The organism is Massilimicrobiota sp. An134, from assembly GCF_002160815.1.
Classification (GTDB): domain Bacteria; phylum Bacillota_I; class Bacilli_A; order Erysipelotrichales; family Coprobacillaceae; genus Allocoprobacillus; species Allocoprobacillus merdigallinarum.
The window spans coordinates 1-19971 of record NZ_NFLH01000021.1 but is presented as its reverse complement, the minus strand read 5'-3'; the positions used below and the strand labels follow the sequence as shown (position 1 = coordinate 19971).

Here is a 19971-nt window from a genome sequence, read left to right as displayed (position 1 = left end):
AATTATTCCCCTTTATGTGCGATAATCGCCGTTAATTTTGACATAGTCATAAGTTAAATCACATCCCCAGGCAGTTGCCTGATCATCTCCATCATGTAAATCTATGATTATTTCTATCTCATCTTCACTTAAGATCTGAGCAGCTTCTTCCTCACTAAAAGGATATCCACCACCATTTTGACAAACACAAATTTTCCCCTTTTTACTTTTAAAATCAACATCAATTTTTTGAATATCATAATCAGCATCACTATAACCAATAGCACATAAGATACGTCCCCAATTTGCATCTTCACCAAACATAGCAGCTTTCAAAAGTGAACTTGTAATAACAGATTTAGCAACAATCTTTGCATCCTTTTTTGTCTTTGCATGTAAAACGCTACAAGTTAAAAGTTTTGTTGCTCCTTCACCATCTTTCGCAATCGCTTGAGATAATTTCGTACAAATATACATCAATGCTTCTTTAAAAACATAATAATTTTCATCTTTTTGCGTAATTTCATTATTTTGAGCTAGACCATTACACATTAATGTCAACATATCATTAGTAGAAGTATCCCCATCAACACTCACCATATTAAATGTATCATCAACAACTTCATGAATAACCTCATTTAACATGTCTTTAGAAATCGCAACATCACTTGTCACAAAAGCTAACATTGTTGCCATATTGGGATGAATCATCCCACTTCCCTTTGCGATTGCTCCAATATGACAAGTCTTGCCATCAAGTTCAAATTCAACCGCATATTCTTTTTTCACAGTATCTGTTGTCATAATACCTTCACAGGCATCCTGACTTCCCTTCGTTGATAAAGCATTGATTAAATCTGACATATGATTTTGAAAAGGTGTCAGACTTAAAGGCTGGCCAATGACTCCTGTTGAAGCCACAACAATGTCATTTGCATCAATATGAAGTTCATTTCCACATAATTGACAAATTTGATCTGCTATTTCAATGCCATTAGGATTACATGTATTGGCATTACCACTATTACAAATAATAGCTTTGGCTTCAAGATTCTTTAAATGCTGTTGTGTGACATAGATGGGTGCCCCTTTCACCTTGTTTTGAGTATAGGTACTCGCACAATGACACATAACATCACTGACAATTAAAGACAAATCTTTTTTACTTTTATTTTTTCTAATACCACAATGGATTCCAGAGGCTTGAAATCCTAGAGGGGCACACACCCCTCCATCAATATCTTTAAACATATATTTTCCCCCTTAAAATGATGCTGGTACCATCATTAATCCTTCTTTTTCATCAAAACCATACATCAAATTCATATTTTGGATAGCTTGTCCAGCTGCCCCTTTCACCATATTATCTATTGTTGAAACAACAATCAGCTGATGATATCTCTCATCATAATGTAAAGATATATCACAGAAGTTAGAATATTGGACAAATTTTAAATCAGCAACTTGCCCTTTTGGTAAAACTCTTACAAAATACTCATCCTGATAAGTCTTTTGATAGATATCATAAACATCATCAAAATCAACATTATCTTTTAATGGAACATATATTGTTGAAATAATCCCACGATTAACAGGTAATAGATGTGGTGTAAACATGACATGAACAGCCTGATGAGCCATCTTTGATAATTCCTGTTCAATTTCTGGTGTATGACGATGACTTGCTATTTTATATGGATGAAATGATTCATTACATTTAGGAAAATGGGTATCTTCTGTTAAAGACTTTCCAGCTCCTGTTGTTCCAGATTTGGAATCAATGATAATCTTTTCATCTTTATGCATATGATTTTTTAATAATGGATATAATCCTAAAGTAATGGATGTTGGATAACACCCTGGATTTCCAATAATTGATGCCTGTTTAATCTGTTCACGATTGACTTCACTTAAACCATAAACCTGTTTTTCATGTAATTGTGGATATTGATAATCATGTTGATACCATTGTTGATAATCTTTTTCTTGATCCAAACGAAAATCTGCACCTAAATCTATAAACTTCTTTCCTTGTTCATCACATTGTTTAGCATATTTTTCACTGAGACCATGAGGCAATGATGCAAAAATCATATCAGCTTTTTCAATGACTTCCTGATCATTCGTGAATGTCATATCAAAGACTCCATAAAATGATGGATATAAATGTGAAATCATCTTTCCTTCATAACTTTGAGAGCTGATTGCAACAATTTCAACATGTGGATGATTCAACAACAAACGATATAACTCTGCCCCAGCATATCCACTGGCACCGATAATTCCTACTTTAACCATGATTCAACGCCTCCAATTGTTTTTCCATTCTTGCGATTGCTTTTTGGCATGTTTGAGGAGCAGGTCCTCCATCAACAAGTCTATTTTCAACGCAGGTTAAAAGTGATATAGCCTGATAAACATCTTTTTCAAAAACTTCATCAAAAGACTTATAGATATCAAGTGGAAGAGTTTCAAGAACTTCATCATGATCAATGCAATAAGCAACAAGCTCTCCTGTTGTTTTGTAAGCATCTCTAAAAGCTTTTCCTTTTTTCACAAGATAATCTGCACAATCCGTTGCATTAATAAATCCTTTAGCTGCACATTCTTGCATACGCTGTTTATTCACTTTCATTGTGTTGATCATATCACTAAAGACTGGTAAACATAATTTCACCTGATCAATCGCATCAAATAAAGTTTCCTTATCTTCCTGCATGTCCTTATTATAAGCAAGCGGTAAACCTTTCATCATTGTCAGTAATGTAGAAACATCATTGATGACTCTGGCACTTTTTCCTCTGACCAGTTCAGCAATATCTGGATTTTTCTTTTGTGGCATGATGCTTGATCCTGTCGCATAAGCATCATCCAGTTCAATATATTTGAATTCCCATGAACACCATAAAATGATTTCTTCACTTAAACGTGATAAATGCATCATAATCATAGCCAAATCATTGGCTAGTTCAATTGCATAATCACGATCACTGACACCATCTAATGAATTATACATAATATCATTCATATGAAGTTCCTGTGCTACAAAATGACGATCAATAGGATATGTTGTCGTCGCTAATGCCCCACTACCTAATGGTGAAACATTGAGTCGTTTCATGCAGTCATCCAATCTTGTATAATCACGATAAAACATTTCAACATAAGCCATTAAATGATGGGCAAATGTTATGGGTTGAGCACGTTGCAAATGTGTATAACCACACATAATGGTATGTGTATGCCCTTTAGCCTGATTGATAAGCACTTGCATCAATTCCATTAACATACCCTGAATATCTTTGATTTCATCACGTGTATATAACCTTAAATCTAAAGCAACCTGATCATTACGTGATCTGGCAGTATGAAGTTTTTTACCACTTTCTGGGTATCGCTTTGTGAGTTCTGCTTCAATAAACATATGAATGTCTTCAGCATGAGGATCAAACAGCAAATCACCATTTTCTAATTCACATAATATGTCATCCAATCCTTTTAATATTTCAGTTAAATTCTGCCTAGAAATAATGCCTTGTTTCGCTAACATTTTAGCATGTGCCTGACTCCCCATAATATCATGTTTATACATTCTTGCATCAAATGATATAGATGAATTAAAAGCATTCACATTAGCATTGATTTCTTTTTTAAATCTCCCTGCCCATAACGCCATATTTTCAACTCCTATTTCTTTCTTTGTTGGTCTAATAAAGCTTTCACTTTAATAGGTAAACCATATAAATTAATAAATCCTTGAGAATCCATTTGATTATAATCTTCATCTTCTCCAAATGAAGCTGTCTGTTCACTATATAAAGTATCTGGTGAAGTCATACCAGCACCCATAATATTTCCTTTATATAGTTTTAATTTCACCTCTCCATTGACTGTCTTTTGTGTTTCATCAATAAAAGCAAGTAATGCTTTTGTTAGTGGTGTATACCATTGACCGTTATATAAAATATCGGCTAGCTTTTGAGAAACCTGATATTTGAAATGTTGTGTTTCTTTATCAATTGTGATTTCTTCCAAATCAGCATGTGCTTTATAAAGAATTGTTCCACCCGGTGTTTCATAAACACCTCTTGATTTCATACCAACTAATCTGTTTTCAACCATATCAATGATGCCAATACCATTTTCTCCACCAATTTTGTTTAAAGCAGTAATCAAATCAATACCATTCATTTTTTCACCATTTAAAGCAACAGGTACTCCTTTTTCAAAAGTTAAAGTAATATATGTTGGCTTATCTGGTGCTTTTTCTGGTGTGACACCTAATTCAAGAATCTTATCATACATTGGTTCATTTGCAGGATTTTCTAAATCCAATCCTTCATGTGATAAATGCCATAAGTTTTTATCCTTAGAATAATTTGTTTCTTTATTGATTTTTAAAGGAATATTTCTCGCTTGGGCATATTCAATTTCATCTTCTCTACTCTTTAATTCCCATACTCTCCATGGTGCAATAATATCTAATTCTGGCGCAAAGGCTTTAATTGTGAGTTCAAATCTGACCTGATCATTTCCTTTACCTGTACAACCATGACAAATGGCATCTGCCCCTTCTTTTTTAGCAATCTCTACTAATTTTTTCGCAATGATCGGTCTTGCTAGAGAAGTTCCTAGTAAATATTTTCCTTCATACACAGCATTGGCTTTAATAGCTGGAAAAATAAAATCATTCACAAACTCTTCCTTGCAATCAGCACAATAATATTTAGATGCTCCTGTAGCTAAAGCTTTTTCTTCTAATCCTTCAAGTTCATCTCCTTGACCAACATCCCCTGCTACAGCAATCACTTCACAACCATAATTTTCTTTTAACCATGCAATAATAATTGATGTATCTAATCCCCCTGAGTAAGCTAATACGACTTTTTTATATTGTTTCTTTTCCATTGTTCATTCTCCTTTTCATTATTTTGTATTTCTCTTTTATTATATTTATTCATTCTTTCTATCAATCGCCGCAATTCAATCACCCTCTCTATAAACAAAAAACCTCTGGATTTCTCCAGAGGTGCATATACACGGTACCACTCTAGTTGTTAGAAAAACTAACCACTCTATCCCTTAACGCAGGTTACGTTCCATTATACTCCTATTTCCAATGGACTCTCACAGGTGCGTTTCATTCCTTTCCACTTAGTAGCCTTCCACTCTGTACTACCTCGCTTGAAGCGTTCAAGAAATTACTCTTCCTGATCAACGATTTTTTAAATATGCGTTTATGATACATGGATAGCTTTCTTTTGTCAATATATTTTTTTATTTTTTCCAAATATAACAAGTTTTTTTATGAAAATGCAAATTATATAATAATTTTTCTTTTAAACAATCCTTGAGAATCTTGCGTTTCCATCTCACAACACTCTTGATCATAATAATAACATTGAAAACTTGATAAAGATACCAATCGATCAATATTTTTTCTTGATGGTCGGTAATTAGGAGATAATGACCAAGCTGCACGATAATGTTTCATTGCTAGGGCTAAATCTCCTTGTTTTTCTGCTAAAATGCCTAGTAAATTCTGTGGTTGAGGTGCATGTGGATAATTCACTAATGCCTGAACAACTAACTCCTGACATTCAGAACGATCCTTTTCAATAAGACTTTTAACCTTTTCTCCTAATTTTTCTAAAACTATATATTCATTTCTATTTTGTTTCATATAACTCACTCCTTATCTTCACTATTATTATAAGAAATATATTGTGAAGTGAGTGTGAGAAAACAAAAGCTTGTGTGAGAATGCTGTGAGAATTTAATCACTCTTTTCAATCTTCATCATACGATAACCTATCCCTACATGTGTCTGAATATAACTCACACCACTTTTTTCCGGTTCAATCTTTTTACGCAAATTAGCCATAAAAACACGTAACGAAGCGACATCGCTATCAAAAGCACTTCCCCATATTTCTCGTGTTAAATAAGTATGCGTTAAAATTTTTCCGATATTTTTTGATAACAAATTTAATATCTTATATTCAATAGGTGTTAAATGAATTTCTTCTCCCTTAAGAGTCACACAACTTGAAGCATAATCAATTTTTAAATCTCCATTTTCAAATATATGGTTGTTTTTTGCATCACTATTCCATATATATTCTGTTCTTCTTAATGCGACACGCAATCGAGCCAATAATTCTTCTACCGAGAATGGTTTTGTCAAATAATCATCTGCTCCAGCATCAAGAGCTGCCACTTTGTCACTTTCTTCTCCTCTGGCACTAAGAATAATGATTGGAATTTGTGATTTTTCACGAATTTTTTGAATCACTTCCATTCCATCTATATCAGGTAATCCCAAATCTAGAAGGATAACATCAGGATGTTCAGAGGCAAACTCTAGAAGAGCTGATTCTCCACTATCAGATAATATATATTTATAATTTCTTGTCTGTAATGTAATAGCAATCAAATTACGAACGGCTTTATCATCTTCCACAACTAATATTTTTGGACTATTCATGTATTTCTACCTCCTGTGCCGGTAAAGATATCTGAAAAACTGTTCCATGAGGCGAATTATCATAAACTTTAATTTCCCCATGATGTGCCTGTATAATGGACTGACAAAGAGATAATCCCAATCCTAAACTTCTGCGACTATCTGCGACTTGACGATTAACAGTATAAAACATATCAAAAATATGCTTCTTATCCTTATCATTAATGCCATTTCCTTCATCAGCAATATCAATATAGATGTTTTTATCTTTAAGATAACTCTGTATAGTTATTGTTGTATGATCAGGTGTATATTTGATAGCATTATCTAAGATATTCATAATGACTTGAACAATCAGTCTAGCATCTATTTTAGCAAGTAATATATTTTCATCTTGAATAACTTGAATATGATGTTGTATTCTGCGTGTATTGATATGCTTAAGTGCTTCATTAATCACATCTTCTATTAATTCTACTTTTAGATTCAAATTCATTGATCCATTTTCTATACGAGTTACAGACAATAAATTTTCTACAAGATTAATAAGCCATAAAGAATCATCATAAATATCGCTGTATAACTGCTTTTTTTTATCTTCATCTAAGATTGTACCCGTACTTAATAAAATTCCTGCATTACCAGAGATAGAAGTCAGAGGAGTTCTCAAATCATGAGATATAGAACGTAAAAGATTAGCTCTGAGTTGTTCATTTTTGGCTTTTAAATCTGCGGTTGCTTTTTCCTTAATAACACTTTCATTTTCTAAAGAAAGAGCTAATTCTCCTAAGATAGAAAGCATAATATTATTTTCATATGAATCTAAGGGTTTGTCATCTATATATATACCGATAATACCATAAATTTTTTCTCCAATACGTACTGCTAAATAAAGGCATAATGCATTGGATAATGTTTTCGTTGTCGCTCCAGCATGTTTATTATTTTTGAGAACCCATTTTGCAACAGCTTCTTCATTTTGAAATATGGATCTATCCTTTGGCGATTGGCAAAAAATAAGTGGTTTTTCTAAATTATTCTTTGAAACAGGATAGAAAATAATATCCCTTTGTAATAATTTCATAAGTGAATGACATGTTACAGAAATAATTCCTTCTTTATTTTTTTCCTTCTGTAGTTTCTGATTTGTTTCTAATAATATTTTCATACGATAAGCATTTTGTGCTGAATCTTTTGCACTTGTTTGTAACTTATTTGTCATACTGCTTGTAATAAAAGCAACAATAAACATGATTATAAATGTCACGATATACCTTGAATCATAAGCTCTCAATGTTAATCTTGGACTTGTAAAAAGAAAATTAAAAATCAAGACACTAATGAATGAAGATGCTAAACTATAAATTCTTCTTGTCGTAATCAATGCAGTCATTAAAACACCTAAAATATAAATCAGTATAATATTAGATTCTTTAAAATCAAGATAATAAAAGATTCCACCAATCAATGTGGACAAAATCAACATACCTGCTGTTCGCATGAAATCTTGACGATTAAGTGTTAATTGTGGTCTTACTAACTTAAAAATAGACCTTTCATCAATATAAGGTATAACATATATTTCTAGTTGTGGTGCTAATCGAACTAATTGCTCAGATAATGAAGAACGTTGAAAAAAATGCGTTGGACTTTGACCTAGCACAATTTTGGTAACCCCAGAGATTCTAGCATATTCAGCTATTTCAAATACAACCTTATTATCATTAAGCACTTCAATTTGTGCTTGTAAGTCTTTTGCTAGAGATATATTTTCTTGTAGATACTGATATTCTTTTTTAGAAAGCTTTTTATCCAATGGTGCAATATATAAAGCTGTTAATCTTGCTTGATATGTATTTGCAAGTTTTGCTGCTGTTCTTATGACTTTCGCATTTGAAGGTGATGGTGACAAGCAGACTAAGATATGCTCAGAATTTATAAAATGAGATTTAGAAGGTAAGGAAGTTAACTTTTTTATTCTTTGTGCACAACATTTGATTGCTAACTCTCTTAATGCTTTTAAAGTTTCTACTGAATAATGATGCTCATATTGTGGCTCATTATCAATAAACTTAACTTGATGTGCTTGTTCAAAAAGATAATCAGGTATTGTTTCACTTGAATGCTCTCCAGTTATCTTATTAATATCATCTTGTAAGCTCACTATATCTTGTACATTGGCAGTTGTATAAACATCAATTCCTGCTTCAAGTATTTCAAGAATATCTTGATAACGTTTTAAATGCCTAGAGCCATTTCTATTTGTATGAGCCATATGATCAATCAATACTATATGTGGATGTCTCGCTAAAATAGCATCTATATCTACCTCTGGTGAAGATAGCATTAACTGACGATTGGGAACACATTCCAACCCCTTTAAAATCGTCTCTAACCCTTCTACATTTTCTATATACCCCACAACCACATCATTAGACATATCCGTCAATTCCTTAGCTTCTTGTAACATTGCATATGTTTTTCCAGTATGCATTGCATAGCCAAAAAATATTTTTAAACGCCCTTGATGTTTTTTTTCTTCATTCATGAATATTATTCACCACTCTTTTTTTGTCTAACCATACGATAACCAATACCTATATGCGTTTGAATATATTTTTGATCATCCGCATACTGTTTATCAATCTTTTTTCTTAATGTTGTCATATAAACACGTAATGAGGACAAATCTGATTCCAATGCATTTTTCCATATTTTATCTAAAATAAACTGATAAGTTAAGACTTTACCAACATTTTTTGCTAAAAGGCAAAGCAAATTATATTCTATTGGCATTAAATGTATTTCTTTTCCTTTTAAAGATACTGTCGCTGATAAATAATTAATTTTTAAATCACCATTTTCAAAAACCGTTTCTTCTTGAGTCGTCATATTTTGTAAATATTCAGCTCTACGTAAAGTTGAACGAACTCTTGCTAAAAGTTCATCAATATTAAATGGTTTTGTTAAATAATCATCTGCTCCTGCATCCAATGCAGCTATCTTATCTTCATTACTACTTCTTGCACTTAAAACAATGATGGGAATAACCGAAAACGTACGAACTGTTTTGATAATATCTATACCATCTTGATCAGGTAATCCTAAATCTAATAAAATAATATCGTAATGATGTGATGTCATAGCCAATAAAGCACTCTCACCATTAATCATAGCATCAAATTGATATCCATGTGTCTGCAAAGTTGTAGACACAAGATTTCTAACTGAATGATCATCTTCTACAACCAATATATTCGCCTGCATATTTTCTTCCTTTTCCCCTTTAAATATATTTATATTTTACTATATAGCTATTACGAAAAAAAGTCTTTTCTATATAAACAAGACCAAAAAACTCCACTTGGATAAAGTGGAGTTTTTCATTAAATCATATCTATTTCTTGTGCAACCATTAAGTTTAATTTTAAAACATTGACAGTTTCTTCTCCAAAAATACCTAAGAATTTTCCTGAAGTATTTTCTTCAATCATTTTTTCTAATTGTTCTTGAGATAAACCTGTATTTTTAGCAACTCTATCCATTTGTACTTTAGCAGCTTCTACTGAAATATGTGGATCTAATCCTGATCCTGATGCAGTAATAATGTCAGAAGGAATATCTTCTTTGCTTACTGTAGGATTTTCTTCTAAGAATTTTTCAATATCTTCATCTAATCTTTCTTTCAAAGCAGGATTACTTGGTGCATAGTTGTTACTTCCAGATGATAAACCTGCATATTCTCCACTATCTTTTTGTTCTTGTGTATAAGTATTGTAGTTGTAAGCTGAAGGTCTGCAATGGAACAATCTTTCATCAGTAAAATCTTGTCCAACAATTTCAGAACCCACTGCTTTTCCATCTACTTCAACAAGACTTCCATTTGATTGACTTGGAAATACAACTTGTGAAACTCCTGTTAATACCATGGGATAAATAAATCCACATATCACAAACATTGCTATTGCAAATAGAAACGCCAATCTAAAGTGTCTTAAAAACTTTTTCATAGTTTACCTCCTATAATCCTAATAAAACTAATAATGGTGCAATAATCATATCAATAATCTTAATTCCTAAAAATGGACAAATCACTCCACCTAATCCATAGATTAGCATATTTCTTCCAAGCATTTTAGATGCACTCATAGGTTTATACTTAACACCTTTCATTGCTAGTGGAATCAAACATGGAATAATCACTGCGTTAAAAATCAATGCAGATAAAATAGCACTTTCAGATGTTTGTAATCCCATGATGTTAAGAACACTTAATTGTGGTATAACAGCTTGGAACATGGCTGGTATAATTGCAAAGTATTTTGCAATATCATTAGCAATTGAGAAAGTCGTTAATGATCCTCGAGTAATTAACAACTGTTTACCAATTTCTACAACTTCCAAGATCTTTGTAGGGTCAGAATCTAAATCAACCATGTTTGCAGCTTCTTTGGCAGCAGATGTCCCACTATTCATAGCAATACCAACATTAGCTTGGGCAAGTGCGGGTGCGTCATTTGTTCCATCACCAGTCATGGCTACAATCTTTCCTTCAGATTGTTCTTTTTTAATTGCTTCAATTTTATCTTCTGGTTTACATTCCGCAATATAACCATCAACACCTGCTTCAGCAGCAATAGTCGCAGCAGTTAATGGATTATCTCCAGTACACATAATAGTTTTAATACCAATTTTACGCAAACGTTCAAAACGTTCTACTAAACCAGGTTTTACAGTATCTTTTAAATAAATAACACCTAAAATTCTATAATCTGCACATACAACCAAAGGTGTTCCACCAAATTTTGAAACTTCATCTACTTTTAATGTTAAATCATCTGGTACCTTACCACCATTTTCTTTAACATATTGAATCATAGCGTCACCGGCACCTTTACGAACAACATGTCCATCAGTCGTATTCACACCACTCATTTTACTAGCAGCAGTAAATTCAATAAATTCAGCATTTTCATAATTTTTTCTTTGTAATTGACAACCGAATTTTTCTGCCAATTCAACAGTAGATTTTCCTTCAGGTGTGTCATCACCTATAGATGCAATCCAAGCGTATTCAGTGAGTTCTTCTTTTTTAATACCTGATACAGGGATAAAATCACTAGCCAAACGATTTCCAAAAGTAATAGTTCCTGTTTTATCAAGAATCATTGTATCAACATCACCACATGCTTCAACTGCTTTTCCTGACATAGCAATAACATTAAAACGTGTTACTCTATCCATTCCCGCAATTCCAATAGCACTTAATAAAGCTCCTATTGTTGTAGGAATCAAACATACAGTTAATGCGATTAATGTTGAAATTGGTATTTGTACTTCTGAATAATTAGCCATTGGATAAAGTGTTACAATAACGATTAAGAAAATAATTGTTAATGAAACTAATAATGTGTTTAGAGCTATTTCATTAGGTGTTTTTTGACGTGAAGCCCCTTCAACTAAAGCAATCATTTTATCCAAGAATGAATGCCCTGGTTCAGAAGTAATTTCCACTTTAATCCAGTCTGAAACAACCGTTGTTCCTCCAGTGACTGAAGCAAAATCTCCCCCACTTTCCTTAGTGACTGGTGCCGATTCACCTGTAATCGCAGATTCATCAATACTCGCAATTCCTTCGATGATTTCACCATCATTTGGAATTAATTCTCCAGCTTTTACGAGAACAACATCACCTTTTTGTAATTCACTAGCTGAAATCATTTCTTCTGATCCATCCTCGTGGATAAGACGAGCTTTTGTATCTTTCTTTGTTTTCTTTAATGTTTCAGCCTGTGCTTTTCCTCGTCCTTCTGCAACAGATTCAGCAAAGTTAGCAAACAATAAAGTAATAAACAAAATAATCGCAACAATCGCATTATATAAACTTAAATTATCTCCTTTATCATTAAATAAATGTGGGAAAAAGACAAGAATAGTACAAATGACAAATCCAACTTCAACAACAAACATAACTGGATTTTTCATCATATACATAGGATTTAATTTTACAAAAGCCCCTTTGATAGAAGAACCAAGAATATCTTTTGTAATAAATTTTGTTTTTTCTTGACGACTCATATATTAAACTAAACCCCTTTCTATAGACCTAAGGTCAATCCCTCTGAAATTGGTCCAAGAGCTAAAGCTGGTAAGAATGTTAATGCTGCAAAAATATAAACAACAAAAACTAAGATAATAGCGAAAGTCCAAGTATTTGTTTTTAATGTACCAATTGACTCGTTCACATCAATTTTATTGAATAAACTTCCAGCAATAGCTAATTGAATAATAATTGATAGATAACGTCCTAAAAACATAACTAAACCACAAGTAACATTCCAAAATACTGTATTATCCGCTAATCCTTCAAATCCAGAACCATTGTTAGCTGCAGATGATGTAAATTCATACAATACCTGTGTTAATCCATGAAAACCAGGATTTGTAATTCCATCTAATCCTGCTTGAACTGAAACAGCTAAAGCACTAAATCCTAATATTAATAAAGGATGAATAATAATACATAGTGCTGCTAATTTCATTTCTTTTCCTTCTATTTTTTTACCTAGATACTCTGGTGTACGTCCAATCATTAAACCACAAATAAATACACCAATAATTGCATAAATCAGCATATTCATAAGACCTGCGCCAACACCACCAAAGACAACATTTAACATCATATGCAATAATGGAACTAATCCACCTAATGGTGTTAATGTATCATGCATATTGTTAACTGTTCCTGTTGTAAATGATGTCGTTACAGTTGTAAAGAGCGAAGACTGGGCAACTCCAAATCTTACTTCTTTACCTTCCATATTTCCAATTGTTTGAGTAATTCCAGCTGATGCAACTGCACTATTTCCTTGACTTTCACTAAAGAAACATAGTGCTAAACCAATAACAAACAAAATTGACATTGCCGCAAAAATTGTACGTCCTTCTTTACCTAACCAAACTTTAGAACTTGGTTTATCAAATTCTTTTGAAGCTGTTGTATCCAATTTTTTAGCTTTTCTTTCTTGATATTTATCATAAACCATATGACCAAATGTGAATACACAAGCTGCTGGTAAGAACATCATTGAATATAATTCAGCAATATTTGATAAAACTGTTGGATTTTCAAGTGGTGTTGATGAGTTTGCCCCTAAGAAACCTCCACCATTTGTTCCTAAGTGTTTAATTGATTCCAGTGCCGCTATTGGTCCAGAAGCAATATCTTGCAATTTTCCTTCAATTGTTGTTAGTGTTATATTTGGACTCAAATTTTGAGGTACTCCTTGAGATACAAGGAACAATCCAACAATGAAAGCCATAGGAATCAAGAAACGTGTTGTAATTCGTGTCACATCACAATAGAAGTTACCCATTCGTTTACCTAAGATTCCTCGAACCATTGCAACACATGCAGCATATCCAGATGCTGCAGATGTAAACATCATCATAATGATGACAAACATTTGTGATAAATAAGATAAACCTGATTCACCAGAATAATGTTGTAAATTTGTGTTTGTCATAAACGAAATAATTGTATTGTAAGATAATGTTGCTTCCATCCCTTCAATACCATTAGGATTGAATATACCTATTGATTGAATTCTTAAAATAAGATAACCAACAAAAACTAAACATGCATTAAATAACAATAAAGATAATGCATACTTTTTCCACCCCATATTTGATGTATCAATTTTTAATATCTTATATATTCCATTATCAATACGATCAAAAAGTGGATCTGCAAATGTCTTCTTGTGAGTTGTTATATGATAAACATACTTTCCAATAGGAAAAATAATCACCATGAAGACAAGTAATGTACATACTATTTGTAACATAAACTCTCCTCCAAATTAAAATTTCTCAGGATTGATCAACGCATAAACCAAATAACTTGCTAATGCTACAATCACAATCGCTAATAACCACATATTCTTCCCTCCGTTACTTTTTATTGATCTGTTTATCATTCCAATCTACAAAAAGTTTCATAAGCAGAAAACCTATAGCTAATACAGCTACCATAATTATGTCCATCATCATAGCGTTTCCCCCTTTTGTCTTTTTTAGACGTATATATCTTAGCATAGATAAAATAAAGAAAGTGTTAAAACACCAAACCCCCATATTAAAATCATATTAAAATTTTTATTAAAACTTTTTTATTTATAAAATTTATGTACAATAAAAAAATAAGGAAGTGGTAGATATGGAAACAATAAAAAAAGGACGTCTAAAAATATTTTTCGGTTATTGTGCTGGTGTCGGTAAAACATTTGCGATGCTTGAAGCTGCTCATCAAAAATCTGTACAAGGTGTTGATGTTGTTATAGGGTATATAGAGCCGCATGATCGTAAAGAGACTACCGATCTTATTTATGGTCTAGAACAGATTCCTAAAAAGAAAATTATTTATCGCGATCGTCTTTTCTATGAATTTGATTTAGATGGTGCTTTAAAAAGACATCCTCAACTTATTCTAGTCGATGAATTAGCTCATACCAATGTTCATGGTTCAAGACATCAAAAACGTTATAGTGATATTGAAGAATTATTAAGAGCGGGTATTGATGTTTATACAACAGTGAATGTACAACATTTAGAAAGTCTACATGATATTGTTGAAAGTATTACAAGAATCAAGGTTAATGAAAGAATACCTGATCATGTTTTTGATGATGCTGATGATGTCAAATTAGTAGATATTGAAATTGATGATTTAATTGAGAGATTAAAAGAAGGGAAAATCTATCATAAACAACAAGCCAAAAGAGCTTTGGAACATTTCTTTATTAGAGATAATCTGACAGCTTTAAGAGAGATTACATTAAGACGTTGTGCTGATCGTGTTAATATCGTAACAGCCAAACAAAATCAACCTTTTGCTAAAGAGCATATTCTTGTTTGCATTGGAAGTTCTCCAACTAATCAAAAAGTTATTCGTACAGCTTCACGTATGGCTCAGGCTTTTCATGCAGATTTTACAGCTTTATATGTTGAAACTTCAAAAAGTAATAATCTCTCTAAGAAAGCCTTAGCTCAACTTCAGTCGAATTTAAATTTAGCCAAACATCTCAAAGCAGATATTGTTTCTACATATGGGGATGATGTTGCATTTCAAATAGGTCAATATGCCAAAACAAGTGGTGTCTCTAAATTAGTGTTAGGTCGCTCTTATCAAAAACCAACTTTAATCAAAAGAAGTACCATTGTCGATCAATTAACGATGAATGCTCCAAACCTAGAAATTTATATTATTCCAGATCATCGTTCAACGGCACAAAAGAAATCTGTAGATTTATCAAAATTTATCAAATTTTCATTAAAAGAAACAATTTTAGCTCTATCTATTTTTCTCATTACTACATTACTAGGTTTTATTTTCTATGAAATACATGTCAATACAACAAATATTATTTTACTCTATGTTTTAGCTTCATGTTTCATTGGTATTGTCACATATTATCCAATATACAATCTCATCTCAACCTTTTTAAGCATTATTGCTATTAACTACTTCTTCATAGATCCAAGATTTACCTTTAATATGTCCTCATCTGATTATCCATTCATTTTTATTGTCATGTTCATTGTATCAATATCCATTAGTACAATGGCTCACAAATTAAAGAAAGAAAACCTTTTAGCCTCTATTCATGCACATAGTATGGATATTCTATTAGAAACAAGTCAAAATTTACAAACGAGCAATTCTTATCAAGATATTATGAATATTACATGTTTTCAACTATATAAAATGTTAAATCGTATAATTATTTTTTATCCCGTTAAGAACAACACACTCCAAAAACCTATGATTTATGGTCCACATATCACTTCAGATATTAAAAGAGAATACATTAATCATAAAGAGTTAGCTGTAGCCCAGTGGGTTCTTGTCAACAATAAAAATGCCGGTGTTTCAACCAGCACTCTTCCCGCTGCTAAAGGATTATATCTTGCTGTTAGAAAAAAGGACAATATTTTTGCAGTGATTGGTATTGCTATGGAACAAGGTGAGGATTTAGCACCTTATGAAAAAGCTTTATTGAAAGCTATTTTAAATGAAATCGCTTTAGCTATTGATGCAATTTATAAACAAGAATCTCATAATGAAATGATTTTAAAACAACAATTAAATGAATCTTTGGAACATGAAGATATGTAACATCATAACCATATTCTTAAATATTCTTCTCAAGATAATTCTATTATAAAATCATTAAGCCAATAGACACTATAAAAACGTCAATAACAATCTTTTATGATATTTACTGACGTTTTTATAATACCTTCATTGTTTTATTGTAAATAATCATTATAAACTTAGCCAAATATACTTTCATTTATACATACAGTTATTCATCAACCATTCTATATCCAACACCTATTTCTGTAAGTATATATTGTGGTGTTGCAGGATTTTTTTCAATTTTTCTTCTTAATCCTGCCATAAGAGCTCTCAGTGCCTGTGTATCATGTCCATACCCTTTTCCATATATTTCTTCAATAATCATATCTGTTGTTAAAACTTTTCCTGCATTCTTAAAAAATAAAACAAGTAATTGATATTCTAATGGTGTTACATGAATAGGTTGATCATTTAAATAGACTTGCCTTTTATCTAAGTCAATAGATAAATCCTTGACTTTATAATATGTTTGAATTTGAACTTGATTATAACGATAAAAATGTCTAAAAGCCACTTTAATCCTTGCCACTAATTCCGTTGCTGAAAAGGGTTTGGTTAAATAATCATCTGCCCCTAATTCTAATGCATCTGCTTTGTCTTTGTCTTTATCTCTAGCAGAAACAACAATAATAGGAATTTCTGAGAATTCTCGTAATCTTTGAATAATATCTACTCCATCCATATCTGGCAATCCCAAATCAAGTAATATTAAGTCTATATTTTCGTAAAAAATTTTTCGTAACGCATCTTGTCCGTTGCTGGCAGTAATGTATTGATAATTGTTATTTTCTAAACAATAACAAATAAATTTTCTAATTTGTACATCATCTTCAACAACTAATATTGTTTGATTCATATTCATCCTCCATTGGTAATGTTATTATAAATTGTGCTCCTTGATGATTCAGACACTCTTTGGCTTCAATAGTTCCTTGATGTGCCTCTATAATAGCTTTGCATATTGTTAAACCAAGTCCTACTCCCTTAAAGGAATCAGAATAAGACTGATGTTGTGTATAGAACATTCCAAAAAGTTTTTGAGGATCCTCACCAAGAAAACCATCCCCGTAGTCCTCTACAACAAGATAACATTGATGATCTTGTTTGTAAGCATTAATGACTATTTTTTCATTATTTGAAGTATGTTTAAAGGCATTATCCAGTAAATTAATAATGACTTGCTGAATCAGTTGTGCATCCATTGCAACCATCATGACTTCGTCAGGAACATGAACCTCAATCTGCCTCTCAGACATATTTTTTTGCACATGGGAAATAGCACTTCCTATAACTTCTTCTATCGCTTCATATTCTTTATGAATCACAAGTTTTCCTTCTTGTACTTTAGTTAAACTCAAAATATTTTGTACCATAAGATACAACCAATCAGCCTCTTGATAAATATCCTGTGCTAAATGATATGAGGAACTTGTTGGTTGGTTGATTCCCATAATCATTTCTGACGTTCCCATAATACCAGATAACGGTGTTCTTAAATCATGAGAAATGGAGCGTAAAAGATTGCTGCGATAATGTTCTTTAATACTTGCTTCATTTAATTTTAACTGTTCCTCTATTGAATAAATACGATCTAAGGCTAATGAAATATTATCTATCATAAGATAAAAGATATGTTTTTGGGTTTCATCCATATGTTGAAAATTATCATCTTTAAAAAAGAGAATTCCCAATAATCGTGAAACACCATATAAAGGAAAGAAAATATACATATCTTTGATAATATATTTTTGATTTTCATTACGAAAACAGTCAATAATATCTTGATGTTTATGTTCATTATGATAATCTAAAAAGATGAAATCTATTGGATAATGAAAATATTGATTTAATATATGATAGACTTCATCATAAAGTCTCTGTTTGTCTGTAATCTTTGAAAGATGATTTGTCAATTCATAAAGCATTTTCATATTTTGAGCATTTTTATATGCCTGATTCTGGGAAAGTTGGATACGTGAGGTTAATGTACTGACAATAATAGAGGTCAATGTCATAGATATAAAAGTTATAAAATATCTGGAATCATAAAATAATAATGTATAATAAGGTGCTGTAAAGAAATAATTAAATAAAAATGTTGCAATAATAGAACTAATTATTCCATAGATATATCCTTTTGTTAATAAGGAGATGATCAGTATAGAAATAATATAAATTAAAACAATCGTTATTTCAGACCAGTCTAAATATTGAAAGAACAAGCCTACACAGGATGCTATAACTAATAATATAACTGTAATCAACAATGAGTGAATATAAGACTTGAATTTCATTTTCATTTTCACCTCTTGCTTTTATTAAATAACATATATCCATAGAAAGCAATCTTTTTATGATTATCTTTCCACGCAAAAAAGAATCACAATATTTTATAAGTGATTCTTTTTTTAGTAATAGATTGTTATGTATCATTTCATAATAATTGTAATAAATCTATTGGTTTATCAAAAATATAAGTATAATAATCAATTCCTATATCTGATGTACTCCCTCCTCCACTTCGCATATTCAAAATCAATGTGAGCATTCTTTGAAGCTAATTATATAAATGACTTCATCTGGCTATAATTTTAATTTCTTTAAACATTCCAATAATGGTGCAGGATTTGGTTTATGTTTATCTGTATCTTCTGCTAATACCTTTGCTTTCATATATTTATCTTCATCAATCATCGATCCAATATTTGATTCAATATCGTTGAAGTCAGACAAAAAATGTTACAATATTCAGATTTTTCCACTGATGAAATAAATGGAAAAATGTGATTTTCAAACATCAAGTTACTTTAGAAAAATATTTCATCAAAACACAGGTATGACTCCCTCACAATATAGATCAACTCGATAAATTCATTTTCAAGATAAAAGAAGCTGTTACAAAAACAGCTTCTATCATTTTTGATATGCTCATTTTTAATATAATAAAACGAGCACATATATAAAGATCCTATTCTTCTAATTCATATCCTATATCTGTTAAAGTCATCTGTAATTTTTTTCTTTTGTTGTATTGATTATAGTGAAGATAATGTGCATAGAGTATATCTACCATAATCAATGCTGGTATTTGTGGCGATATCTTATCTGAAACTGCCAAATTCTTTAGACCACTCATCAAAATAAATTCATCATAATAATCACGATACTTATGTCTATTATAAGCTGACAACATGACTGTTTTCGCTCCAATGTCATTAAGTTAAGATGACAATATTTAACCAGGAATTGTATGGAAATATATTTTTCCTGGTTTTTAATATTTACTCAAGCTCAAAAAGTGTAGTCTTGAAACTACATCTGTCAA

The 19971-nt window shown here is 31.5% G+C and carries 17 protein-coding genes and 1 other annotated feature; of the genes, 2 read left to right on the top strand and 15 right to left on the bottom strand.

Annotation, left to right across the window (positions count from 1 at the left end; genetic code table 11):
* Nucleotides 1-12 precede the first annotated feature (12 nt).
* The 12 genes from argJ to kdpF all read right to left on the bottom strand — a co-directional run bounded on the left by argJ (nt 13) and on the right by kdpF (nt 14385).
* Nucleotides 13-1230 (bottom strand): bifunctional glutamate N-acetyltransferase/amino-acid acetyltransferase ArgJ, encoded by a 1218-nt coding sequence (argJ, locus tag B5E79_RS08955; RefSeq protein ID WP_087297747.1) that lies wholly within the window; start codon nt 1228-1230, stop codon nt 13-15.
* A 12-nt stretch (nt 1231-1242) separates the two neighbouring features.
* Complete coding sequence (argC, locus tag B5E79_RS08950) at nt 1243-2277, bottom strand: N-acetyl-gamma-glutamyl-phosphate reductase (protein ID WP_087297746.1); 1035 nt, start codon at nt 2275-2277, stop codon at nt 1243-1245.
* Nucleotides 2270-3655, bottom strand: coding sequence for an argininosuccinate lyase (argH, locus tag B5E79_RS08945; protein ID WP_087297745.1), 1386 nt, complete (start codon nt 3653-3655; stop codon nt 2270-2272). The genes argC and argH overlap by 8 nt, the downstream gene beginning before the upstream one ends.
* An 11-nt stretch (nt 3656-3666) precedes the next feature.
* Complete coding sequence (locus tag B5E79_RS08940; RefSeq protein WP_087297744.1) at nt 3667-4887, bottom strand: argininosuccinate synthase; 1221 nt, start codon at nt 4885-4887, stop codon at nt 3667-3669.
* 114 nt (nt 4888-5001) lie between these two features.
* Nucleotides 5002-5206, bottom strand: a binding site (T-box leader).
* A 93-nt stretch (nt 5207-5299) separates the two neighbouring features.
* Complete coding sequence (locus B5E79_RS08935; protein ID WP_087243685.1) at nt 5300-5662, bottom strand: tetratricopeptide repeat protein; 363 nt, start codon at nt 5660-5662, stop codon at nt 5300-5302.
* Between the two features lie 93 nt (nt 5663-5755).
* Entirely contained in the window at nt 5756-6466 is a 711-nt protein-coding gene (locus B5E79_RS08930; protein WP_087297743.1) for a response regulator transcription factor, read from the bottom strand.
* On the bottom strand, nt 6459-8993 hold the full coding sequence (locus tag B5E79_RS08925) for a sensor histidine kinase (RefSeq protein ID WP_087297742.1): 2535 nt from the start codon (nt 8991-8993) through the stop codon (nt 6459-6461). The genes B5E79_RS08930 and B5E79_RS08925 overlap by 8 nt, the downstream gene beginning before the upstream one ends.
* A gap of 5 nt (nt 8994-8998) precedes the next feature.
* Nucleotides 8999-9712 carry a response regulator transcription factor gene (locus B5E79_RS08920; protein WP_087243682.1) on the bottom strand — a complete coding sequence of 238 codons (714 nt, stop codon included), beginning with the start codon at nt 9710-9712 and terminating at the stop codon, nt 8999-9001.
* A gap of 119 nt (nt 9713-9831) precedes the next feature.
* Nucleotides 9832-10455: a potassium-transporting ATPase subunit KdpC gene (gene kdpC, locus B5E79_RS08915; protein ID WP_087243681.1), complete on the bottom strand. Its 624-nt coding sequence runs from the start codon at nt 10453-10455 to the stop codon at nt 9832-9834.
* Nucleotides 10456-10465: 10 nt separating this feature from the next.
* Nucleotides 10466-12523, bottom strand: a complete 2058-nt coding sequence (kdpB, locus tag B5E79_RS08910) for a potassium-transporting ATPase subunit KdpB (protein WP_087297741.1) — start codon at nt 12521-12523, stop codon at nt 10466-10468.
* A gap of 20 nt (nt 12524-12543) precedes the next feature.
* Nucleotides 12544-14292: a potassium-transporting ATPase subunit KdpA gene (locus B5E79_RS08905; RefSeq protein ID WP_087297740.1), complete on the bottom strand. Its 1749-nt coding sequence runs from the start codon at nt 14290-14292 to the stop codon at nt 12544-12546.
* Between the two features lie 15 nt (nt 14293-14307).
* Nucleotides 14308-14385 (bottom strand): K(+)-transporting ATPase subunit F, encoded by a 78-nt coding sequence (kdpF, locus tag B5E79_RS14035; RefSeq protein WP_143746615.1) that lies wholly within the window; start codon nt 14383-14385, stop codon nt 14308-14310.
* A gap of 278 nt (nt 14386-14663) precedes the next feature.
* On the opposite strand from kdpF, the gene B5E79_RS08895 reads away from it, so the two are divergent.
* Complete coding sequence (locus B5E79_RS08895; RefSeq protein ID WP_191492496.1) at nt 14664-16622, top strand: DUF4118 domain-containing protein; 1959 nt, start codon at nt 14664-14666, stop codon at nt 16620-16622.
* A gap of 190 nt (nt 16623-16812) precedes the next feature.
* Here the strand turns inward: B5E79_RS08895 and B5E79_RS08890 are convergent, their stop codons facing one another.
* Both B5E79_RS08890 and B5E79_RS08885 read right to left on the bottom strand, forming a co-directional pair.
* On the bottom strand, nt 16813-17502 hold the full coding sequence (locus B5E79_RS08890) for a response regulator (protein ID WP_087243677.1): 690 nt from the start codon (nt 17500-17502) through the stop codon (nt 16813-16815).
* Nucleotides 17477-18940: a sensor histidine kinase gene (locus tag B5E79_RS08885; protein ID WP_158095491.1), complete on the bottom strand. Its 1464-nt coding sequence runs from the start codon at nt 18938-18940 to the stop codon at nt 17477-17479. Before B5E79_RS08885 ends, B5E79_RS08890 begins: the two co-directional genes overlap by 26 nt.
* 479 nt (nt 18941-19419) lie before the next feature.
* Between B5E79_RS08885 and B5E79_RS14030 the strand changes: the two genes are divergently transcribed.
* The gene (locus B5E79_RS14030) at nt 19420-19515 is read left to right on the top strand and encodes an AraC family transcriptional regulator (protein ID WP_087297738.1); all 96 of its coding nucleotides are present in this window, start codon (nt 19420-19422) and stop codon (nt 19513-19515) included.
* Between the two features lie 99 nt (nt 19516-19614).
* Here B5E79_RS14030 and B5E79_RS08875 read toward each other — a convergent pair whose 3' ends face one another.
* Nucleotides 19615-19839: a hypothetical protein gene (locus B5E79_RS08875; RefSeq protein WP_241146945.1), complete on the bottom strand. Its 225-nt coding sequence runs from the start codon at nt 19837-19839 to the stop codon at nt 19615-19617.
* Between the last annotated feature and the right edge of the window lie 132 nt (nt 19840-19971).

Bases quoted from the DNA above. Each gene is read 5' to 3' on its own strand.
- argJ (WP_087297747.1), bottom strand. From the start codon at position 1,230: ATGTTTAAAGATATTGATGGAGGGGTGTGTGCCCCTCTAGGATTTCAA.
- argC (WP_087297746.1), bottom strand. From the start codon at position 2,277: ATGGTTAAAGTAGGAATTATCGGTGCCAGTGGATATGCTGGGGCAGAG.
- argH (WP_087297745.1), bottom strand. From the start codon at position 3,655: ATGGCGTTATGGGCAGGGAGATTTAAAAAAGAAATCAATGCTAATGTG.
- B5E79_RS08940 (WP_087297744.1), bottom strand. From the start codon at position 4,887: ATGGAAAAGAAACAATATAAAAAAGTCGTATTAGCTTACTCAGGGGGA.
- B5E79_RS08935 (WP_087243685.1), bottom strand. From the start codon at position 5,662: ATGAAACAAAATAGAAATGAATATATAGTTTTAGAAAAATTAGGAGAA.
- B5E79_RS08930 (WP_087297743.1), bottom strand. From the start codon at position 6,466: ATGAATAGTCCAAAAATATTAGTTGTGGAAGATGATAAAGCCGTTCGT.
- B5E79_RS08925 (WP_087297742.1), bottom strand. From the start codon at position 8,993: ATGAATGAAGAAAAAAAACATCAAGGGCGTTTAAAAATATTTTTTGGC.
- B5E79_RS08920 (WP_087243682.1), bottom strand. From the start codon at position 9,712: ATGCAGGCGAATATATTGGTTGTAGAAGATGATCATTCAGTTAGAAAT.
- kdpC (WP_087243681.1), bottom strand. From the start codon at position 10,455: ATGAAAAAGTTTTTAAGACACTTTAGATTGGCGTTTCTATTTGCAATA.
- kdpB (WP_087297741.1), bottom strand. From the start codon at position 12,523: ATGAGTCGTCAAGAAAAAACAAAATTTATTACAAAAGATATTCTTGGT.
- B5E79_RS08905 (WP_087297740.1), bottom strand. From the start codon at position 14,292: ATGTTACAAATAGTATGTACATTACTTGTCTTCATGGTGATTATTTTT.
- kdpF (WP_143746615.1), bottom strand. From the start codon at position 14,385: ATGTGGTTATTAGCGATTGTGATTGTAGCATTAGCAAGTTATTTGGTT.
- B5E79_RS08895 (WP_191492496.1), top strand. From the start codon at position 14,664: ATGGAAACAATAAAAAAAGGACGTCTAAAAATATTTTTCGGTTATTGT.
- B5E79_RS08890 (WP_087243677.1), bottom strand. From the start codon at position 17,502: ATGAATCAAACAATATTAGTTGTTGAAGATGATGTACAAATTAGAAAA.
- B5E79_RS08885 (WP_158095491.1), bottom strand. From the start codon at position 18,940: ATGAAATTCAAGTCTTATATTCACTCATTGTTGATTACAGTTATATTA.
- B5E79_RS14030 (WP_087297738.1), top strand. From the start codon at position 19,420: ATGGAAAAATGTGATTTTCAAACATCAAGTTACTTTAGAAAAATATTT.
- B5E79_RS08875 (WP_241146945.1), bottom strand. From the start codon at position 19,839: ATGTTGTCAGCTTATAATAGACATAAGTATCGTGATTATTATGATGAA.